This window comes from Gilliamella sp. wkB7 (genome assembly GCF_001693435.1).
GTDB lineage: Bacteria > Pseudomonadota > Gammaproteobacteria > Enterobacterales > Orbaceae > Gilliamella > Gilliamella apicola_N.
This window is the reverse complement of the sequence record NZ_CM004509.1, coordinates 2,014,735-2,031,862: the sequence shown is the minus strand read 5'-3', so window position 1 is coordinate 2,031,862 and position 17,128 is coordinate 2,014,735. Positions and strand designations below refer to the sequence as shown.

Annotated in this window: 15 protein-coding genes; 11 read left to right on the top strand and 4 right to left on the bottom strand. The window is 34.9% G+C overall.

What is annotated here, in order from left to right; genetic code table 11:
- Positions 1–6: 6 nt before the first annotated feature.
- The 5 genes from dsbC to A9G17_RS08970 all read left to right on the top strand — a co-directional run bounded on the left by dsbC (position 7) and on the right by A9G17_RS08970 (position 6,007).
- Positions 7–711 carry a bifunctional protein-disulfide isomerase/oxidoreductase DsbC gene (gene dsbC, locus A9G17_RS08990; RefSeq protein WP_065738412.1) on the top strand — a complete coding sequence of 235 codons (705 nt, stop codon included), beginning with the start codon at positions 7–9 and terminating at the stop codon, positions 709–711.
- 80 nt (positions 712–791) lie between these two features.
- A complete protein-coding gene (gene recJ, locus A9G17_RS08985) occupies positions 792–2,528 on the top strand; it encodes a single-stranded-DNA-specific exonuclease RecJ (protein WP_065738411.1) in 1,737 nt (578 codons plus the stop codon).
- A gap of 123 nt (positions 2,529–2,651) precedes the next feature.
- The gene (gene mpl / locus A9G17_RS08980) at positions 2,652–4,046 is read left to right on the top strand and encodes a UDP-N-acetylmuramate:L-alanyl-gamma-D-glutamyl-meso-diaminopimelate ligase (protein ID WP_065738410.1); all 1,395 of its coding nucleotides are present in this window, start codon (positions 2,652–2,654) and stop codon (positions 4,044–4,046) included.
- A 70-nt stretch (positions 4,047–4,116) separates the two neighbouring features.
- Positions 4,117–5,601 carry a bifunctional ADP-dependent NAD(P)H-hydrate dehydratase/NAD(P)H-hydrate epimerase gene (locus tag A9G17_RS08975; RefSeq protein ID WP_065738409.1) on the top strand — a complete coding sequence of 495 codons (1,485 nt, stop codon included), beginning with the start codon at positions 4,117–4,119 and terminating at the stop codon, positions 5,599–5,601.
- A gap of 46 nt (positions 5,602–5,647) precedes the next feature.
- Positions 5,648–6,007, top strand: a complete 360-nt coding sequence (locus A9G17_RS08970; protein ID WP_065738408.1) for a helix-turn-helix domain-containing protein — start codon at positions 5,648–5,650, stop codon at positions 6,005–6,007.
- 93 nt (positions 6,008–6,100) lie between these two features.
- Here the strand turns inward: A9G17_RS08970 and A9G17_RS08965 are convergent, their stop codons facing one another.
- Both A9G17_RS08965 and A9G17_RS08960 read right to left on the bottom strand, forming a co-directional pair.
- On the bottom strand, positions 6,101–7,468 hold the full coding sequence (locus A9G17_RS08965) for an L-serine ammonia-lyase (protein ID WP_065738407.1): 1,368 nt from the start codon (positions 7,466–7,468) through the stop codon (positions 6,101–6,103).
- Positions 7,469–7,664: 196 nt separating this feature from the next.
- Entirely contained in the window at positions 7,665–8,966 is a 1,302-nt protein-coding gene (locus tag A9G17_RS08960) for a serine/threonine transporter (RefSeq protein WP_065738406.1), read from the bottom strand.
- 422 nt (positions 8,967–9,388) lie between these two features.
- Between A9G17_RS08960 and proS the strand changes: the two genes are divergently transcribed.
- The 3 genes from proS (at position 9,389) to A9G17_RS08945 (ending at position 13,292) form a co-directional block, all read left to right on the top strand.
- Positions 9,389–11,110 (top strand): proline--tRNA ligase, encoded by a 1,722-nt coding sequence (gene proS / locus A9G17_RS08955; protein ID WP_065738405.1) that lies wholly within the window; start codon positions 9,389–9,391, stop codon positions 11,108–11,110.
- Between the two features lie 23 nt (positions 11,111–11,133).
- Positions 11,134–11,718 (top strand): fused DSP-PTPase phosphatase/NAD kinase-like protein, encoded by a 585-nt coding sequence (locus tag A9G17_RS08950; protein WP_081301726.1) that lies wholly within the window; start codon positions 11,134–11,136, stop codon positions 11,716–11,718.
- 119 nt (positions 11,719–11,837) lie between these two features.
- Positions 11,838–13,292: a beta-barrel assembly-enhancing protease gene (locus tag A9G17_RS08945; protein ID WP_065738404.1), complete on the top strand. Its 1,455-nt coding sequence runs from the start codon at positions 11,838–11,840 to the stop codon at positions 13,290–13,292.
- 68 nt (positions 13,293–13,360) lie between these two features.
- Here A9G17_RS08945 and A9G17_RS08940 read toward each other — a convergent pair whose 3' ends face one another.
- On the bottom strand, positions 13,361–14,023 hold the full coding sequence (locus A9G17_RS08940; RefSeq protein ID WP_065738403.1) for a histidine phosphatase family protein: 663 nt from the start codon (positions 14,021–14,023) through the stop codon (positions 13,361–13,363).
- Between the two features lie 17 nt (positions 14,024–14,040).
- Complete coding sequence (gene rluC, locus A9G17_RS08935) at positions 14,041–15,030, bottom strand: 23S rRNA pseudouridine(955/2504/2580) synthase RluC (RefSeq protein ID WP_065738402.1); 990 nt, start codon at positions 15,028–15,030, stop codon at positions 14,041–14,043.
- A 148-nt stretch (positions 15,031–15,178) separates the two neighbouring features.
- Between rluC and dsbB the strand changes: the two genes are divergently transcribed.
- The 3 genes from dsbB to A9G17_RS08920 all read left to right on the top strand — a co-directional run bounded on the left by dsbB (position 15,179) and on the right by A9G17_RS08920 (position 17,128).
- Entirely contained in the window at positions 15,179–15,697 is a 519-nt protein-coding gene (dsbB, locus tag A9G17_RS08930) for a disulfide bond formation protein DsbB (RefSeq protein WP_065738401.1), read from the top strand.
- A 92-nt stretch (positions 15,698–15,789) separates the two neighbouring features.
- Positions 15,790–16,446 (top strand): bifunctional tRNA pseudouridine(32) synthase/23S rRNA pseudouridine(746) synthase RluA, encoded by a 657-nt coding sequence (gene rluA / locus A9G17_RS08925; protein ID WP_065738400.1) that lies wholly within the window; start codon positions 15,790–15,792, stop codon positions 16,444–16,446.
- A gap of 85 nt (positions 16,447–16,531) precedes the next feature.
- Entirely contained in the window at positions 16,532–17,128 is a 597-nt protein-coding gene (locus tag A9G17_RS08920; protein ID WP_065738399.1) for an XTP/dITP diphosphatase, read from the top strand.

Sequence of the window (17,128 nt, the reverse complement as noted above, 5' to 3'; positions counted from 1 at the left end):
AATTAAATGAAGAAAATAGTTTTAAGTATAGGTTTGGCATTAATCTCAACTTCAGCATTAGCAGATAATGCAGATATTACGAAAAGCTTAAACCGATTAGGTTATGAATCCAAAGATATTAAAATTGAGAATAGTTCAGTAAATGGATTTCAAACCGTTATTACGCCTGATGGCATTTTTTATGTTTCTGATGATGGTAAATACTTAACTCAAGGACCTATTTTTGATGTACAAGGTGATGAACCACAAAATATAGCTAACAGCAACAATGTTAAATTAATTAAATCTATTGAGAAAGATGCTATTGTCTATAAAGCTAACAATGAAAAATATGTTATTTCGGTATTTACCGATTATACTTGTCATTATTGTAAGTTATTGCATGAAAATATTAATAAATATTTAGAGGCGGGTATTTCAGTACACTATTTTGCTTTTCCTCGTGCTGGTGCGGATAGCGAAGTTGGGAAAAACATGCAATCAATCTGGAGTGTAGCGGATCGTAAAGCTGCTTTTGAAAATGCTTACAAAGATAATCCTATCTCTCCAGCAAGCAGTATGATACCTTACGTAACCCAACAATTTAACGTTGGCAAACAAATTGGTATTACTGGCACACCAGCCATTGTTTTAGCTGATGGCCAACTTGTTTCTGGTTATGTTCCTGCTGATAAATTACTGACTATTTTAAATAAAAAATCAGTTAAGTAATATTTAACTAATCAATTTTAATTATTAATTAAAACAAATATAAAGACATATGTTAGCGTTTTGACGCTAACATTTACAATATGAATAAAACCAAAATATTACATCGAAAATTACCCGAATCTTTTCCTGAGTTATCACAAGATATTCCGCGATTATTGCAAAGAATATACGCATTGCGTGGTATTAGATCCATGCATGAACTTGATTATACTACGCAAAATTTATGCAATTTTGATAAATTGGATGGGACACAAAACGCTGTTGAAATTCTTTATTCAGCAATGAAAGAGAATAAACGCATTGTCGTTGTCGGTGACTTCGATACCGATGGGGCAACAAGTACGGCATTAATGGTCACAGCACTTAGAAAAATGGGCTGTCAATTTGTTGATTATATTATTCCAGATCGCTTTGAAGATGGCTATGGATTAAGTATAAGCGTAGTAAAAAAAGCTATTTCACAACACACGGATTTAATTATCACTGTTGATAATGGTATTGCTGCTGTTGAAGCGGTCGAGTTTGCAAAGCAAGCTAATTTAATGGTGATTATTACTGATCATCATCTATGCCCTGAACAGTTACCCAATGCTGATGCCATAATCAATCCTAATTTACCTGATTGTGCTTTTCCATCTAAACATTTGGCTGGCGTCGGGGTAGCCTTTTATTTTATGCTGGCATTAAGAGCAAAATTACGTAAGGAAGATTGGTATACAAAGAAAAATTTAACACCATACAATGTTACTAATTTACTGGATTTAGTGGCCTTAGGTACTATTGCTGATGTAGTAAAACTTGATCACAATAATCGAATATTAGTCCATCAAGGCATAAGCCGAATTCGATCAGGCTATTGTTGTGAAGGAATAAAAGCTTTATTGCAAATTGCTAAAAAAGAGCAGTCTTCTTTCACTGCAACCGATCTCGCCTTTTATGTGGCTCCCCGATTAAATGCGGCAGGAAGAATGGATAATATGTCTTTAGGTGTTGAATTGTTACTTTGTGATGATTTTGATACTGCTTTAGAACAAGCCAAAAATCTTGATATGCTCAATAATGATCGCAAGTTGATTGAGCAGACTATGCATAAAGAAGCATTATCATTTATTCAAAAAATTGAGAATCAAGCAACAGCCATTCCTGACATACTTATTGTTTATCATCCTGAATGGCATCAAGGTATTATTGGTATTTTATCTGCCCGATTAAAAGATAAATATTATCGACCCGTTATCTCATTTGCTTCAACATCAGACGGTTTTTTAAAAGGATCGGGAAGATCAATTGCAGGAATACATTTTCGTGATTTATTAGATGAATTTGATCAGAAATACCCTAATTTAATTGTAAGTTTTGGTGGTCATGCAATGGCGGTAGGTTTAACCATTCGTGAAGAAGATTTTGAACAATTTAAAAATTGTTTTGAAGAGTTAATCAATACAAAATTAATTAAGACATCACTAGAACCAATTATTGAAACAGATGGTGAAATTGATGGTAAAGATTTTAATTATGCAATCGCAAAACATATAAAAGAAGCTGGACCTTGGGGAGAAGGATTTGCGGAGCCTATTTTTGATGGAGAATTTATTATTCATCAACAGCGCTTATTTGCAGAAAAACATCTTAGATTGGTTTTGGAACCCCAAAAAGGGGGACCGGTGATTGAAGGGATATTATTTAATGCTAATTTGCAACAATGGCCAGATCAATCATTAAAAAATGTCAAAATCGTTTATCATCTGATGGTAGATGAATTTCGAGGTAATCAAATGGCAAAATTATTGATTAGATATTTATGGCCTATCGCATAAGCCATAAAAATCGACTATAATTATCCGGACATTTCGGAATTACATCCAATTGCCAATCAAAACGACATTGATAACAAAACAGATATTATTATCAGTACATTTTATTAAAGTTAAGGACTAAAAATGCATATTCATATTCTAGGAATTTGTGGCACATTTATGACAGGAATTGCATTAATAGCCCGTTCGCAGGGTCATCACGTAACGGGTTCAGACAAAAATGTTTACCCGCCAATGAGTACACTCTTACAAAAAGAGCATATTGATATTATTGAAGGATATGATCCTTCACAATTGACCCCTACCCCTGATCTGGTGATCATTGGTAATGCGTTATCAAGAGGTAACCCTTGTGTTGAATATGTGCTTGATAATAATATTCCTTATATTTCAGCTCCCCAATGGTTACATGACAATGTTTTATGCGAGCGCTGGGTTATTGCGGTTGCAGGTACACATGGTAAAACAACCACAGCTGGAATGGTCAATTGGATTTTAGAAAAACAAGGTTATAAGCAAGGTTTTGTTATTGGTGGTGTCCCTGGTAATTTTGACGTATCGGCGAGATTAGGTGAAGGTAATTTTTTTGTTATTGAAGCCGACGAATACGATTGTTCATTTTTTGATAAACGATCAAAATTCATGCATTACTGCCCTAAGACATTAATCATGAATAATTTAGAATTTGATCATGCTGATATTTTTGATGATCTTGCTGCAATCCAAAAGCAGTTTCACCACTTAGTTCGTTTAGTACCAAGTAAAGGGCTTATCATCGCGCCACAAGATGATGTTAATTTAAAACAAGTATTAGCTAAAGGTTGCTGGAGCGAACAAAGCTTTACAGAATCTGAAACAGGTTGGTTAGCACAACGTATTAACAGTGATGCCAGCCATTTTGCGGTTTACTACAATAGCGAAAAAGTGGGCGAAGTTAAGTATTCTTTAGTCGGTGAATATAACATGCATAATGCGTTGATGGCTATTGCTGCAGCTCATAATGTTGGTATTAAGCCGACGGATGCTTGTGCAGCACTCGGTTCATTTATCAACGCCAAAAGACGGTTAGAACTTTATGGTGAAGTTAATAATATAGAAATATATGACGATTTTGCCCATCATCCAACTGCAATTTTGGCAACACTTGAAGCATTGCGTAGTAAAATTGGTGCTAATCGCCGAATTTTAGCTGTTCTTGAACCTCGTTCAAATACAATGAAGCTTGGAGTATCAAAAGATGAGTTGGCGCCATCACTTGGTCGTGCTGATGAAGTTTACATATTCCAACCTGAACAATTACCATGGTTAGTAGCGGATGTTGTTGATGGTTGTATTCAGCCTGCATATTGGTCTGGCGATATCGATTTACTTGTCGAAATGATAACAAAATCGGCTAAACCGACTGATGCCATTTTAATTATGAGTAATGGTGGTTTTAGCGGAATACATAATAAAATATTAGAAAGCCTAAAAAAACAACAGTTAAAAAAGCAAATGAATGAACAATCATTAATCTAATTATTGATTAATTTACCTGTATGATTTTGCCACTTAATGTGGCATCTCATTTACAGAAAGAGGCAGTATCATGCAATACTTAGTTACCTCGTCTGAAATGAAGCATTACGATGCTTATACCTCAAATGAAATTGGCTTACCATCTCTAGTACTCATGGAACGTGCGGCACTAGCCGTTGTGAACCAACTCAATAACAATAACTATAATTTAAATAAAGTGGCTGTAGTATGTGGATACGGTAACAATGGTGGTGACGGTATTGCCATTGCTCGCCTACTTAAATTACAACATATTGATGTGGATGTTTATTTACTTGGTAATCCAGAAAATGCTTCAAACGAAACATTACAGCAAATAAAAGTAGCACAGCATTATAATATTACTTTTGCAACTTCACCCACCGATTCATTTGCCAAGTATACAACTATTGTTGATGCCATTTTTGGTATAGGACTTAATCGTATTGTTACAGGTGATTTTTTTCATACAATTGAATTGATTAATCAAAGTAATATTGAAGTGCTTGCTGTTGATATTCCCTCAGGACTTTGCAGCAATACAGGTAAAATTCTTGGTATTGCAGTCAAGGCCAAACAAACTGTAACATTTGCCTATTCAAAAATTGGTTTATCACTTTATCCTGGGGTCGAATTAGCTGGTGAAGTCACTATTGCAGATATTGGTATCTATGCAAATACTCCAGCAAGTCATTATACTTATCAATCTAATGAGTTGAGTCAATTACTACCATGCCGATCAAATAACAGCCATAAGGGTAGCTATGGTAAAGTATTAATTATTGCGGGTTCAGAAAATATGTCTGGAGCAGCGTTCTTTTCGGCTAAAGCCGCTTATAAAACCGGCGCAGGGTTAGTACGTATTTACACACCAATATGCAATCGTGATATTTTATTAACACAACTACCTGAAGTATTACTTACGCCATATATTCCCAATAAAATTGATATAAAAAAACTTGAAGAATTAATACATTGGGCTTCGGTCATTGTGATTGGTCCAGGAATGGGCGTATCCGATGATACTCATAAAATCTTAGCACACGTATTACAATATGCTACGATTCCTATAATTATTGATGCTGACGGGCTTAATGCCTTGGCTATGAATTTAAAATTACTTCAACAAGCTCAGTCAACAGTTATTGTCACACCTCATCTGGGCGAAATGTCTAGATTAGTCAATCTTCAGATTGAAAAAATTAAAACTAATCTCATCACAACAGCTAAAAAATTTGCACAAGATTTTGACGTAATCTGTGTTCTAAAAGATGCAAAAACCATTGTCGCAATACCTGAACACGCCACTTATATTAACCAATCCGGGAATAATGGTATGTCTACCGGGGGAACGGGTGATGTTTTAACGGGAATAATGGCTGGACTTATCGCTCAACATTTATCACCAACAAAAGCAGCCCCAGTAAGTGTTTACTTACATGGATTAGCAGGTGATGCTGCTTTAAAAAGACATAATAAATATAGTTTATTAGCCAGTGATATCATTGAAAGTTTAAATGATATATTACATGTTTAGCTATAAAAATAACCTTAAATTTTAGTTTACCCAGTAAGGATTATTCATGAATGAAATTAACGACATGATAAAATTGTTATGTCGCCGAATAAAAATGGCTAGAATCGAAAAAAATTTATCGCAACAAGAACTTGCCGACAAATCTCAAATTGGTATAGCAACAATAAAACGTATTGAGCAAGGTGAATCAATCACATTACAAACATTAATTTCAGTTCTTAAAGGATTAGGCGAACTCGATCAGCTTAATAACTTACTTGCCTACAACGAAGTCATTCACAAAACCTCAGCAGACCAACCAAAGCGGAAAAGAAAAAAACGAACAACAAACAAAGAAAAAGTTGACGTACTTGTTGAAAATGATTTTTTACGTTCTAAAGTGAATACCATGCGCTGGAAATACTAAAAAAAATTCAAAAAATAAAACTCTAAAGCTAAGGATCTAACGTAATTTTTATCTTCGCCAATTATAAAAAAGGCGAAGATAATAAATGAACTCTTAACTACAATGTACTGTAATTGCCAATCCACCTCGAGATGTTTCTCGATATTTAGCATTCATATCTTTACCAGTTTCATACATTGTTTTAATCACTTTATCTAAAGTTACTTTTGCTGCCGTTATTCGTCTCAACGCCATTCTTGTGGCATTGATAGCTTTGACGGCGGCAATAGCATTACGCTCAATACATGGCACTTGTACTTGCCCAGCGACAGGATCGCAAGTCAAACCTAAATTATGTTCCATCGCAATTTCGGCAGCCATACAAACTTGCTCGGGATTTCCACCTAAAAGCTCAGCTAAGCCTGCAGCAGCCATTGAACAAGCCACGCCTACCTCACCTTGGCAACCAACTTCTGCACCAGAAATAGAAGCGTTCATTTGATAAAGTTGACCAATTGCACCACAAGTTAAAAAGAATCGAATATAGATATCAGGCGTAACTGGATTAATAAATTTATTATAATAACCCAATACAGCTGGAATAATACCGCAAGCACCATTAGTTGGAGCCGTAACCACGCGTCCCCCTGCTGCGTTTTCTTCACTCACAGCAAGTGCAAACATATTAACCCAATCAATGATCACCATTGGATCGCTAATGATCTGATCTTTCGTTGTAGATAGCTGTCGATAAAGAGAGAAAGCTCGGCGTGGCACTTTAAGTGGTCCAGGTAATAAACCTTCTGTATTCATACCACGTTTGATACATTCTAAAATAGTTTGTCCGACGCGTGAAAAGTAATCTTCAATTTCTTCATACGAATGAAATTGCAGCTCATTTTTCATCATAATACTGGAAATTGATAAAGAATTATCTTCACAATGTTTTAATAATTGTGCAGCAGAAGAAAAACGATAAGGTAGTTTTACTGATTCGGTTTTTTGCTTTGCAAATTGTTCTTCTTCTACAATTTTACCGCCCCCTACTGAATAATAGGTTTTCTGAAACAGGAGCGTTTCACCATTATAGGCACTCAACGTCATACCATTTTCATGGAGAGGTAAAAATTTAGAATGAAACACCATACAACTAGCAAGAGGAAAATCGATTTCGTAGCGATTATCATAAATCGGTAAGCGATGTGTCTGACTGATTTTTTCGATAAAAGATGGAATATCATCAATATTCACCATATCAGGTTTTTCGCCAGCAAGTCCCATAATGATAGCGATATCCGTTTGGTGACCTTTACCAGTTAGCGATAAAGAGCCATAGACATCAGCCACAATTTTGGTTACCGATGACATCATGTTATTACTAATCAGTTGATCAATAAATGCCTTCCCGGCTCTCATAGGGCCAACCGTATGTGAACTTGAAGGACCAATACCAATTTTAAATATTTCAAATACCGAACTCATATTTTTCCCTTTTTGATACTTACGCAACTGTGTTGCGTAAGTTTAAATCTTCATAAATTTACTATTGCAACAAAATGGGCAAGGAGCAAATTTACTATTAAAACTATTTTGCCTATTAAAGAATACGAGCCATCGGCTAATGCCGATGGTTTTGTTCATAAAAAATCAAATCAACTATGATAAATAATGGGATCTTTTAAACTAAATTATAAATAGCAGCTGAAATCGCAATAAATCCCATGATCACAATAAACCCATTACTAAGTTTGCCACGATATTTTGCTAATGCGGGTAATTTATGAATTGCATACATTGGCATTATAAATAATAGGACTGCAAGAATTGGACCACCTAGTGATTCAATTAAACCTAAAATACTTGGATTGAGCGTTGCAATGCCCCATGCTGTTAAAAACATAAATGTTACAGCAAGCTTTTCAAGTTTCTTTTCAGATATTGTTTTATTACGACTACGTAAAGCTTTATTCACGATACCATTAAAACCTTCTTTCGCACCTAAATAGTGCCCCAAAAACGATTTAGCCATAGCAATAAATGCAATAGGTGGACCAATATACTCAATAACTGGCGAATTAAAACGATTCGCTAAATAAGATAACGTTGAAAGATTTTGCGCTTTTGCTTCTAAAAGTTCTGCAGGCGATAAACAAAGTGCACAACTAAACACAAAAAACATCACCGTTGCAACCATCATAATATTACTTGCTGCAATAATTTTAGTACATTTTGATTCGGCATAATTTTCACCGTATTCTTTACGTTTAGCAACAGCTAAAGAAGAAATGATTGGCGAATGATTAAATGCAAACACCATAACAGGAATAACCAACCAAAGTGTCATTAAAATACCATGTCCACTGTAACCATTACTGCTAAAAGAAATATTATTAAAAATTTCTCCATTCCATTCAGGAATTAAAAATAATGCCAAAATCATTAATACAGCGATAAAAGGAAACACCAGAATGGACATAACTTTTACAATAAGTTCTTCACCAAAATGGACAATCGACATTAAAAAAGCGACCAAAATAAATGATAACAAAGCTCTTGGTAGTGACGCCATACCCAGTTGGTGCACCATAAAACTATCGACGGTATTAGTAATACCTACACTATATACTAATAAAATGGGGTAAATAGCAAAAAAATAAAGTATCGTTATCCAATTTCCTGCCGTGCGACCAAACGCTTCTTCAACTACGACAGTGATATCCCCGTCTCTACTTTTGCCTGACAATACAAAACGGCACAAAGCACGGTGAGCAAAAAAGGTCATAGGAAAAGCTAGAATTAACATCACTAATAATGGAATCAAACCACCTACACCTGCATTAATTGGTAAAAATAATACCCCTGCACCAATTGCAGTACCATAAAGGCTCAACATCCATAAAGTATCGCTTTTACGCCATTTAGATAACGCAGCATCCTCTTTAGAAGTTGTTATACCCTCGTTAATGGTTAATTGGCCCATATTGAACTACTCCTTTGTCTAAAATTTTGCGCGTATGATATCAACTTAATACCTTTATCAACGTGATCTACGTCACACAAATGCGAAAAAATTTAATATAATCAATATGATATATTTTTAGAAAAATATCTATTTTGATACTTATTGTGTCCAAAAAAATTAAAGTATCAGTTTTAATACTAAATTTTTATAAAATTGCCTGCAATTTCACAATAATCCCCAATTTATAATGCATGATACTTTTGAGTTAGATTTGGCATTTATCGCAAGTAACTTACTTTGTTTGATACTCTTTTGATGGTCTCATTATCTATTTCACATCAAAAATAACGATAAAATTACTTTAGTGTTGCGCTGGGTACTGCTAAACTAGCAAGCATTTTCAGTATATTTATAAGTAAATTATTTTTCGGGATAAATTCATGCGAACAAGTAAATATCTTCTTTCTACGTTAAAAGAAACGCCAGCTGATGCTGAAGTAATTAGTCATCAATTAATGTTACGTGCCGGTATGATCCGAAAAGTTGCGGCCGGTTTATATACTTGGTTGCCAACTGGTTATCGTGTACTTAAAAAAGTTGAAAACATTGTCCGAGAAGAGATGAATAAAGCGGGAGCAATTGAGGTATTAATGCCTGTTGTCCAACCTGCTGATATTTGGCAAGAAAGCGGACGTTGGGAACAATATGGTCCAGAACTATTACGTATTAAAGACCGAGGTAATCGTGACTTTGTATTAGGACCAACGCATGAGGAAGTAATTACTGACTTACTACGCAATGAAGTGAGTTCATATAAACAATTGCCATTGAATGTTTATCAAATTCAAACCAAATTTCGTGATGAAGTTCGCCCACGATTTGGGGTAATGCGTTCACGTGAGTTTATTATGAAAGATGCTTATTCATTCCATACTTCACAAGCATCATTACAAGAAACTTATGATGACATGTACAAAGCTTATAGTGCCGTGTTTACTCGTGCTGGCTTAAACTTTAGAGCCGTACGCGCCGATACAGGATCAATTGGAGGGAGTTGGTCACACGAATTCCAAGTTTTAGCTGACAGTGGTGAGGATGATATTGTCTTTTCAACTGAATCGGATTATGCAGCCAATATCGAAATGGCACAAGCATTAGCGCCAACTCAAAACCGTGCAGCACCGACTAAAACAATGGAAATGGTTGATACACCAAACGCCAAAACCATTGATGAATTAGTTCAACAGTTCAATTTACCAATTGAAAAAACCGTTAAAACATTAATGGTAAAAGCAACTAAAGAAAGTGGTCATCAATTAGTTGCATTATTGGTACGTGGTGATCATACTCTAAATGAAATCAAAGCTGAAAAAATTGACATTGTTGCTTCACCACTAGAGTTTGCAACTGACGAAGAAATTCGCGCTATTGTCAATGCTGGCCCGGGTTCATTAGGTCCAATCAACCTAAATATGCCAATCATTATTGACCGAGATGTCGCAGTAATGAGTGATTTTAGTGCGGGCGCCAATATTGATCATAAACATTACTTTAATATCAATTGGGAACGAGACGTTGCCCTACCGCGCATTGAAGATATTCGTAATGTGGTTGAAGGGGACATTAGTCCAGATGGTAAAGGCACATTACAAATTAAACGTGGCATTGAAGTTGGGCATATTTTCCAACTTGGAACGAAGTATTCAGAAGCGATGAAAGCAACCGTTCAAGGTGAAGATGGACAAAACCACGTTATGATCATGGGTTGTTATGGTATTGGCGTAAGTCGTATTGTAGCCGCAGCGATTGAACAATGTCACGATGAGCGTGGAATTGTATGGCCAGAAGCCATCGCGCCATTTAGTGTTGTCATTATTCCTATGAACATGCATAAATCTGAAAAAGTACAAGCAACGGCAGAAAAACTTTATGCAGATTTACAAACTGCAGGTATTGATGTGTTGTTTGATGATCGTAAAGAACGACCTGGCGTGATGTTTGCAGATGCTGAGTTAATTGGGATTCCGCACACCATTGTTATTGGTGAACGAAATCTGGATAATGGCGAAGTGGAATATAAACATCGTTGTGGTGGTGATAAAGAGATGGTGAAAATTGAAAACATCATTGAATTTATCCAAAACCGTCGTCAATTGGTTTAAAAATTAATAAATTGTATCTATTTATGTTGTACACAACACAACAATTAAAATCTTGTTATGATTTTATCAAAGTAAAATTAGCAAATTCATTAATGCTGTGTTGTGTCTGCTTGATGATAATTGGCTGTCAATCTAATATGAAACCTAGTGATAATTTACCCGATAATTTTTATAAAATATCTAATGATCTTTCACGATCAGAACAGCCGACCAGAAAACAGATACAATATCTTGAAAAGTTAGGCTTTAAAACCATAATTAACTTACGTTTACTGCATAGTGATCGCGATAAGTTAGAAAATACGGCTCTTTCTGAAGTTTGGATCAAAATACGAGCAGGAAATATTTCTGACGAAAAAATAATTGAGATACTAAAAGCTATTAATCAATCGCCCAAACCAATATTAATTCATTGTTGGCATGGTAGTGATCGCACGGGTGTTGCTGTAGCTATGTATCGTATAGTCTTCCAAAATTGGTCAAAATCTCAAGCCATTAATGAATTAATGAAACCTGAATTTGGTCATCACTATAATGTTTACCCTAATATTGTCAAATACATCGAAAATGTTGATATCGAAAAAATTCGAGCCGCTGTATTCCAATAATTTATTATTTTTTATCATTAACGCCTGATATACCTAACAGTTGATGAGCAATTCAAAGTGAAATTGTCTTTTTTTTCGGCTAAAATAGTAATCAGTTAATATTCTTATAGGTTGAAACAATGTTAAAAAAAGCAGTCGCATTGGTACTATCTACATCGTTATTACTACAAAATGCCCCATTAGTTTATGCCGATAATATCAACCTTCCTGATATAGGTACGGCTGCTGCTTCAACATTAAGTATAGGGCAAGAGATGGAGATGGGTGATTATTATATGCGACTATTACGCGCTGATGCCCCTATCATTAATGATCCTGTTTTAAATCAATATATCAATGATTTAGGTAAAAAATTAGTTTTAAAAGCGGAATCAGTGCAAACACCTTTTCACTTTTATATTATGCGAAGCAATGTACTTAATGCATTTGCTTTTTTTGGCGGTAATGTGGTTATTCACTCTAGATTAATATTGGATACGAATAATGAAAGCCAACTAGCGTCTGTCATGGCTCACGAGATTGGTCATGTTACTCAACGTCATTTAGCTAGGGCAATGGAAAACCAAAATCGCAACAGCCCTTATGTTTGGGGTGCCACATTAGGTTCTTTATTATTAGCATTAGCCAATCCAGAAGCTGGGATGATGGCAATGACAAGTGCCATGGCGGGTTCAACGCAAAGCATGATTAGTTTTACACAAAGTAATGAACAAGAAGCCGATCGTGTTGGTCTAAGAACACTTGCTAAAGCAGGATTTGATCCATATGCTTCATCAGAGTTTTTACAAAAGTTAGCTGATGAAACCCGTTTTAGTAGTAAGCCGCCAGAAATTTTACTTACTCACCCATTACCCAATAGCCGTTTATCCGATATTCGAAATCGTTCAATGCAATATTCTAAAAAAGATATTGCCCCATCACTCAATTATTATTTAGCTAAAGCAAGATTAGCTATTTTAATTAGTAATAATATCAATACAGGCAAATTGTTACTCGAAGATTACAAAAAACTCAATAATGAACAAAGCAAAATTGCTATCGTTTATGGTTATGCTCTAGCCGATTACCGAAGTGGTAATTATCAAAGAGCAAAACAACAACTGCAACCATTATTAGATAATGATCCTAATAACATTTGGTACATAGATTTAATGACGGATATTGATTTAAGTACAAATAACAATAATGCTGCAATTAATCGATTGCAAACGGCATTAAAAAAATCACCAAATAGCTCCGCATTACAACTCAATTTGGCTAATGCTTATGTGAAAAATAAAAATTATCAACAAGCCATAAGTCTACTTCATCGATATACTTTTGATCATAATGATGATACTAATGGTTGGGAGTTGCTGATTTCAGCTTATGGGGGATCGCATTCAAGAGCGAAAGAAATGAGTGCTCAAGCAGAACTGATTGCACTCGAAGGTCAATTTCCACGAGCAATCCAAATATTACAAAATGCTAAAAACCAAACGAAAGGCGATCAAATCATGATTTCGAGGATTGAGGCTCGAATTAAACAGTTACAACAGCTACAACAACGTTACGCACAATACAGTAAAAGATAAACGCTAGATAGGCTTATTATCTCTCATTTTATGTTATTTGAGAGATAATAAAAAATTTACATCACCGATTATTTATCCGTTAAATGATCGACATTGTTATAGTATTTAACCGTAAATTTTCCTTCTGACTCATCATCCGCTTGTTGATAATTAACAACACTTATGCTGGTATTTAACATGCGCGGAAAGTATTGATCATCACGGTGTAAACGCCAATCACCTCCATTTAATACGCAAAGTAATAACCGCAATACCGTTCCATGAGAAACGATTAAAATATTACCCGTATTTTGTGGTGCATTTTGGATTATCGTATTGAGTCCTTGTTTCATACGCGTTAGAACATCAAGATAATTTTCACCTTTATTGACAGAAGCATCAAAATTAGCAGGATCGGTTAAATAAGTCGTAAATTCTGGCACTTCCTTTTTAAGAGTCGGTACATGTTTACCCTCCCAATCCCCAAAATCCATTTCTTGCAAATCAGACAGTTCAAATGTTGGAATATCTTTAATATTTTCCTTAGCGATATAATTACGTGTTTCTTTAGCACGTTGTTGAGTACTGGAATATGCTTGCAAAAAAGGGACATCTTTTAAATATTGCCCTGTTATTTTAGCCCCTAAAACGCCTTGTTCTGTAAGAGGAGAGTTTTGCGATCCTTGCATTTGATCTTTAATATTCCACTCTGTTTGCCCATGTCTAATTAAGTATAAATTGAGATCTTTCATTCGCACTTATTACCTTTTTATTTTAATGATTCTGTTTGTTGGTATTTATCATTTCTAAGCTGATTTAAACATGCTTGCAACTTATCATCCATCGGTGCATTTAACTGCATTTCTTGTAAAGTTTTCGGATGAATAAATTTCACATTAGCCGCGTGTAAAAATAATCGGTTAAGCTTGGTATTTGCTAGTTGCATATCAAATTGGTTATCACCATAACGATCATCAAAAGCAATTGGATGGTTAGCATATTGAGTATGAACTCGAATTTGATGAGTACGTCCTGTAACTGGACTGGCTTTAATTAAAGTTGCAAAATCAAATCGCTCTTCAACTTTAAATCGCGTTTCAGAAGGCTTTCCTTCTTTATCAACTTTGACAACACGTTCACCACTTTTTAATACGTTTTTAAGTAATGGTGCCTGCACCACTTTACATTCTGATGGCCAATTTCCTTTTACTAATGCCAAATAATTTTTTTGCATCTGTTTAAGTCTAAGCTGCTCATGTAACGCTTTTAATGCAGAACGTTTTTTAGCTATTAATAGTACACCCGATGTTTCACGATCAATTCGATGAACTAATTCTAAAAACTTTGCTTCGGGTCTTAATGCGCGTAACCCCTCAATGACACCAAAACTTAAACCACTACCGCCATGAACGGCAATGCCAGAAGGTTTATTAATGGCTAAAATCACATCATCTTCATAGATGATTGCCTTTTCCAGATCAGCAACTTTATTAAGCTTAGTTGAAATTTCGGGTGTTGTTTTTTCAGCAACGCGTATAGGAGGAATACGAATCTCATCGCCATTATTTAATTTATATTCAGGTTTAACGCGTTTTTTGTTAACTCTCACCTCACCCTTTCTTAGTATGCGATAAATCATACTTTTAGGCACACCTTTTAAGTGTGTAATTAAAAAGTTATCAATTCGTTGTGTCGCATTTTCTTCTGAAATTGTGACAAATGAGACTTGCAATTTTGTTTGTGGAACGTTTGAATCCATAAGAAATGATTAATCCGCCATCAATATATAAAAGTCGTTTACATTATCCGAAAATAAACTACACTAGCATCACTTAAAAATTAGATAGATTACTTTCGATATAATTAAAGATAAGTAATTATAACGGAATATGGAGGAATAAAATAGTATGTTATCACTACTCAATCATTACTCAAACGGCAGAGCTGCTTGGTTTTTATTATTCCTTTCTACCTTTATTTTTGAATTAACAGCGCTCTTTTTTCAACATGTGTTAGATCTAGCCCCTTGTACATTATGCATTTATCAACGCTGTGCTATTTTTGGAATTATGATCGCAAGCATTATCGGATTAATTAAGCCTAATAATTATATTTTTCGATTAGTCGGAATTTTGGTTTGGTTATTTAGTGCCTATAAAGGATTTATGTTAGCGACATTTCACGCTCATTTACAATTTGAACCTAATTTTAGTGATACCTGTGCAATTAACGTTCAGTTTCCATCTTGGTTACCTTTAAATCAATGGTTACCAAGTATGTTTAATGCCTATGGCTCATGTGCCGATAAAATTTGGACTTTTTTAACCATCGAAATGTCTCAATGGATGATTATTATTTTTGCTTGTTATCTTTTTGTAGGTCTAACCATATTAATTTCTCAATTCTTTCCAGCAAAGAAAATATAATTTGAAACCAGCGCCGCTTTTATAAAACTGGCGCTTTTTGTTGAGTTTGCTAGAATATATGACAATTTTATTTTAAGAATTGTCATATATAAATGCTTTTGGAATATCATCCCCCTATTGACCCTTGGCTTTCTATCCTACATCAAGATGACCATATTGTCGTTGTTAATAAACAGCCAGGGATATTATCTGTATCAGGTAATAAACCTCAATTTATTGATAGTATTATTCACCGTTTACAACAAAAATACAGTTATGTTGAATCGGTTCATCGTTTAGATATGGCAACCAGTGGTATTATGGTTGCAGCGCTATCAAAATTAGCCGATCGAGACATAAAAAAACAATTTCGTGAACGAATCCCCAAAAAAACATATATTGCTGTGGTACATGGACATCTTGAGCAAGATACTGGACAAGTTGAACTACCTTTAATTTGTGATTGGCCGAATCGTCCAAGGCAAATGGTGGATCTTGAAAACGGTAAACATGCATTAACTGAATATCAAGTTATTTCACGAAATGAGAATAATACTACCCGAGTTAAATTATTTCCGTTTACAGGACGTTCACATCAATTACGTGTGCATATGCAAGCTATTGGACATCCAATTTTGGGAGATAAATTTTATGCACATCCTGAGGCATTTTCGATGTCTCAAAGATTGTTGTTACATGCCCAATCACTGACAATAAATCATCCTAAAACAGGAGAAAGCATGACTTTTACATGCGAGCCTGATTTTTGAAAATATTCATATATTAAATAACGGCTGTTACATAAAATTCACTAATGGTAATATTTGACAAACCAGTTATGGTAAGGAAATTAAAATGCAAAAAATTGTTTTAGCCACAAATAATCAAGGTAAAGTTAATGAGCTACAAAACCTGTTAGCCGATGCTGGTTTTAATGTTGTTGCACAAAAAGAGTTCAATGTACCTGAGGTGGATGAAACTGGTTTAACCTTTATTGAAAATGCGATATTAAAAGCAAGACATACTGCTAAATTTACTAAATTACCAGCAATCGCTGATGATTCTGGATTAGTGGTTAATGCGCTTGATGGTGCGCCGGGGATCTATTCTGCCCGTTATGCAGGCGAACATGGTAACGATGCAAGCAATAATCAAAAATTATTGCAAGAACTAAAAAATGTACCAAGTGAAAAACGTACCGCTTATTTTTATTGCGCATTAGCGTTTATGCGACATGAAAATGATCCAACACCCATTATTTGTTTGGGAAAATGGGATGGCATCATTTTAAATGAAACACGAGGAGAAGGTGGCTTCGGTTATGATCCTTTATTTTATGTACCCGAACTAAATTGTAGCGCTGCCGAGTTAACAAAAGAACATAAAAGTCAGATTTCACATCGAGGACAAGCGCTTAAACAACTTATTACTAGGATTAAAACCGAATATTAA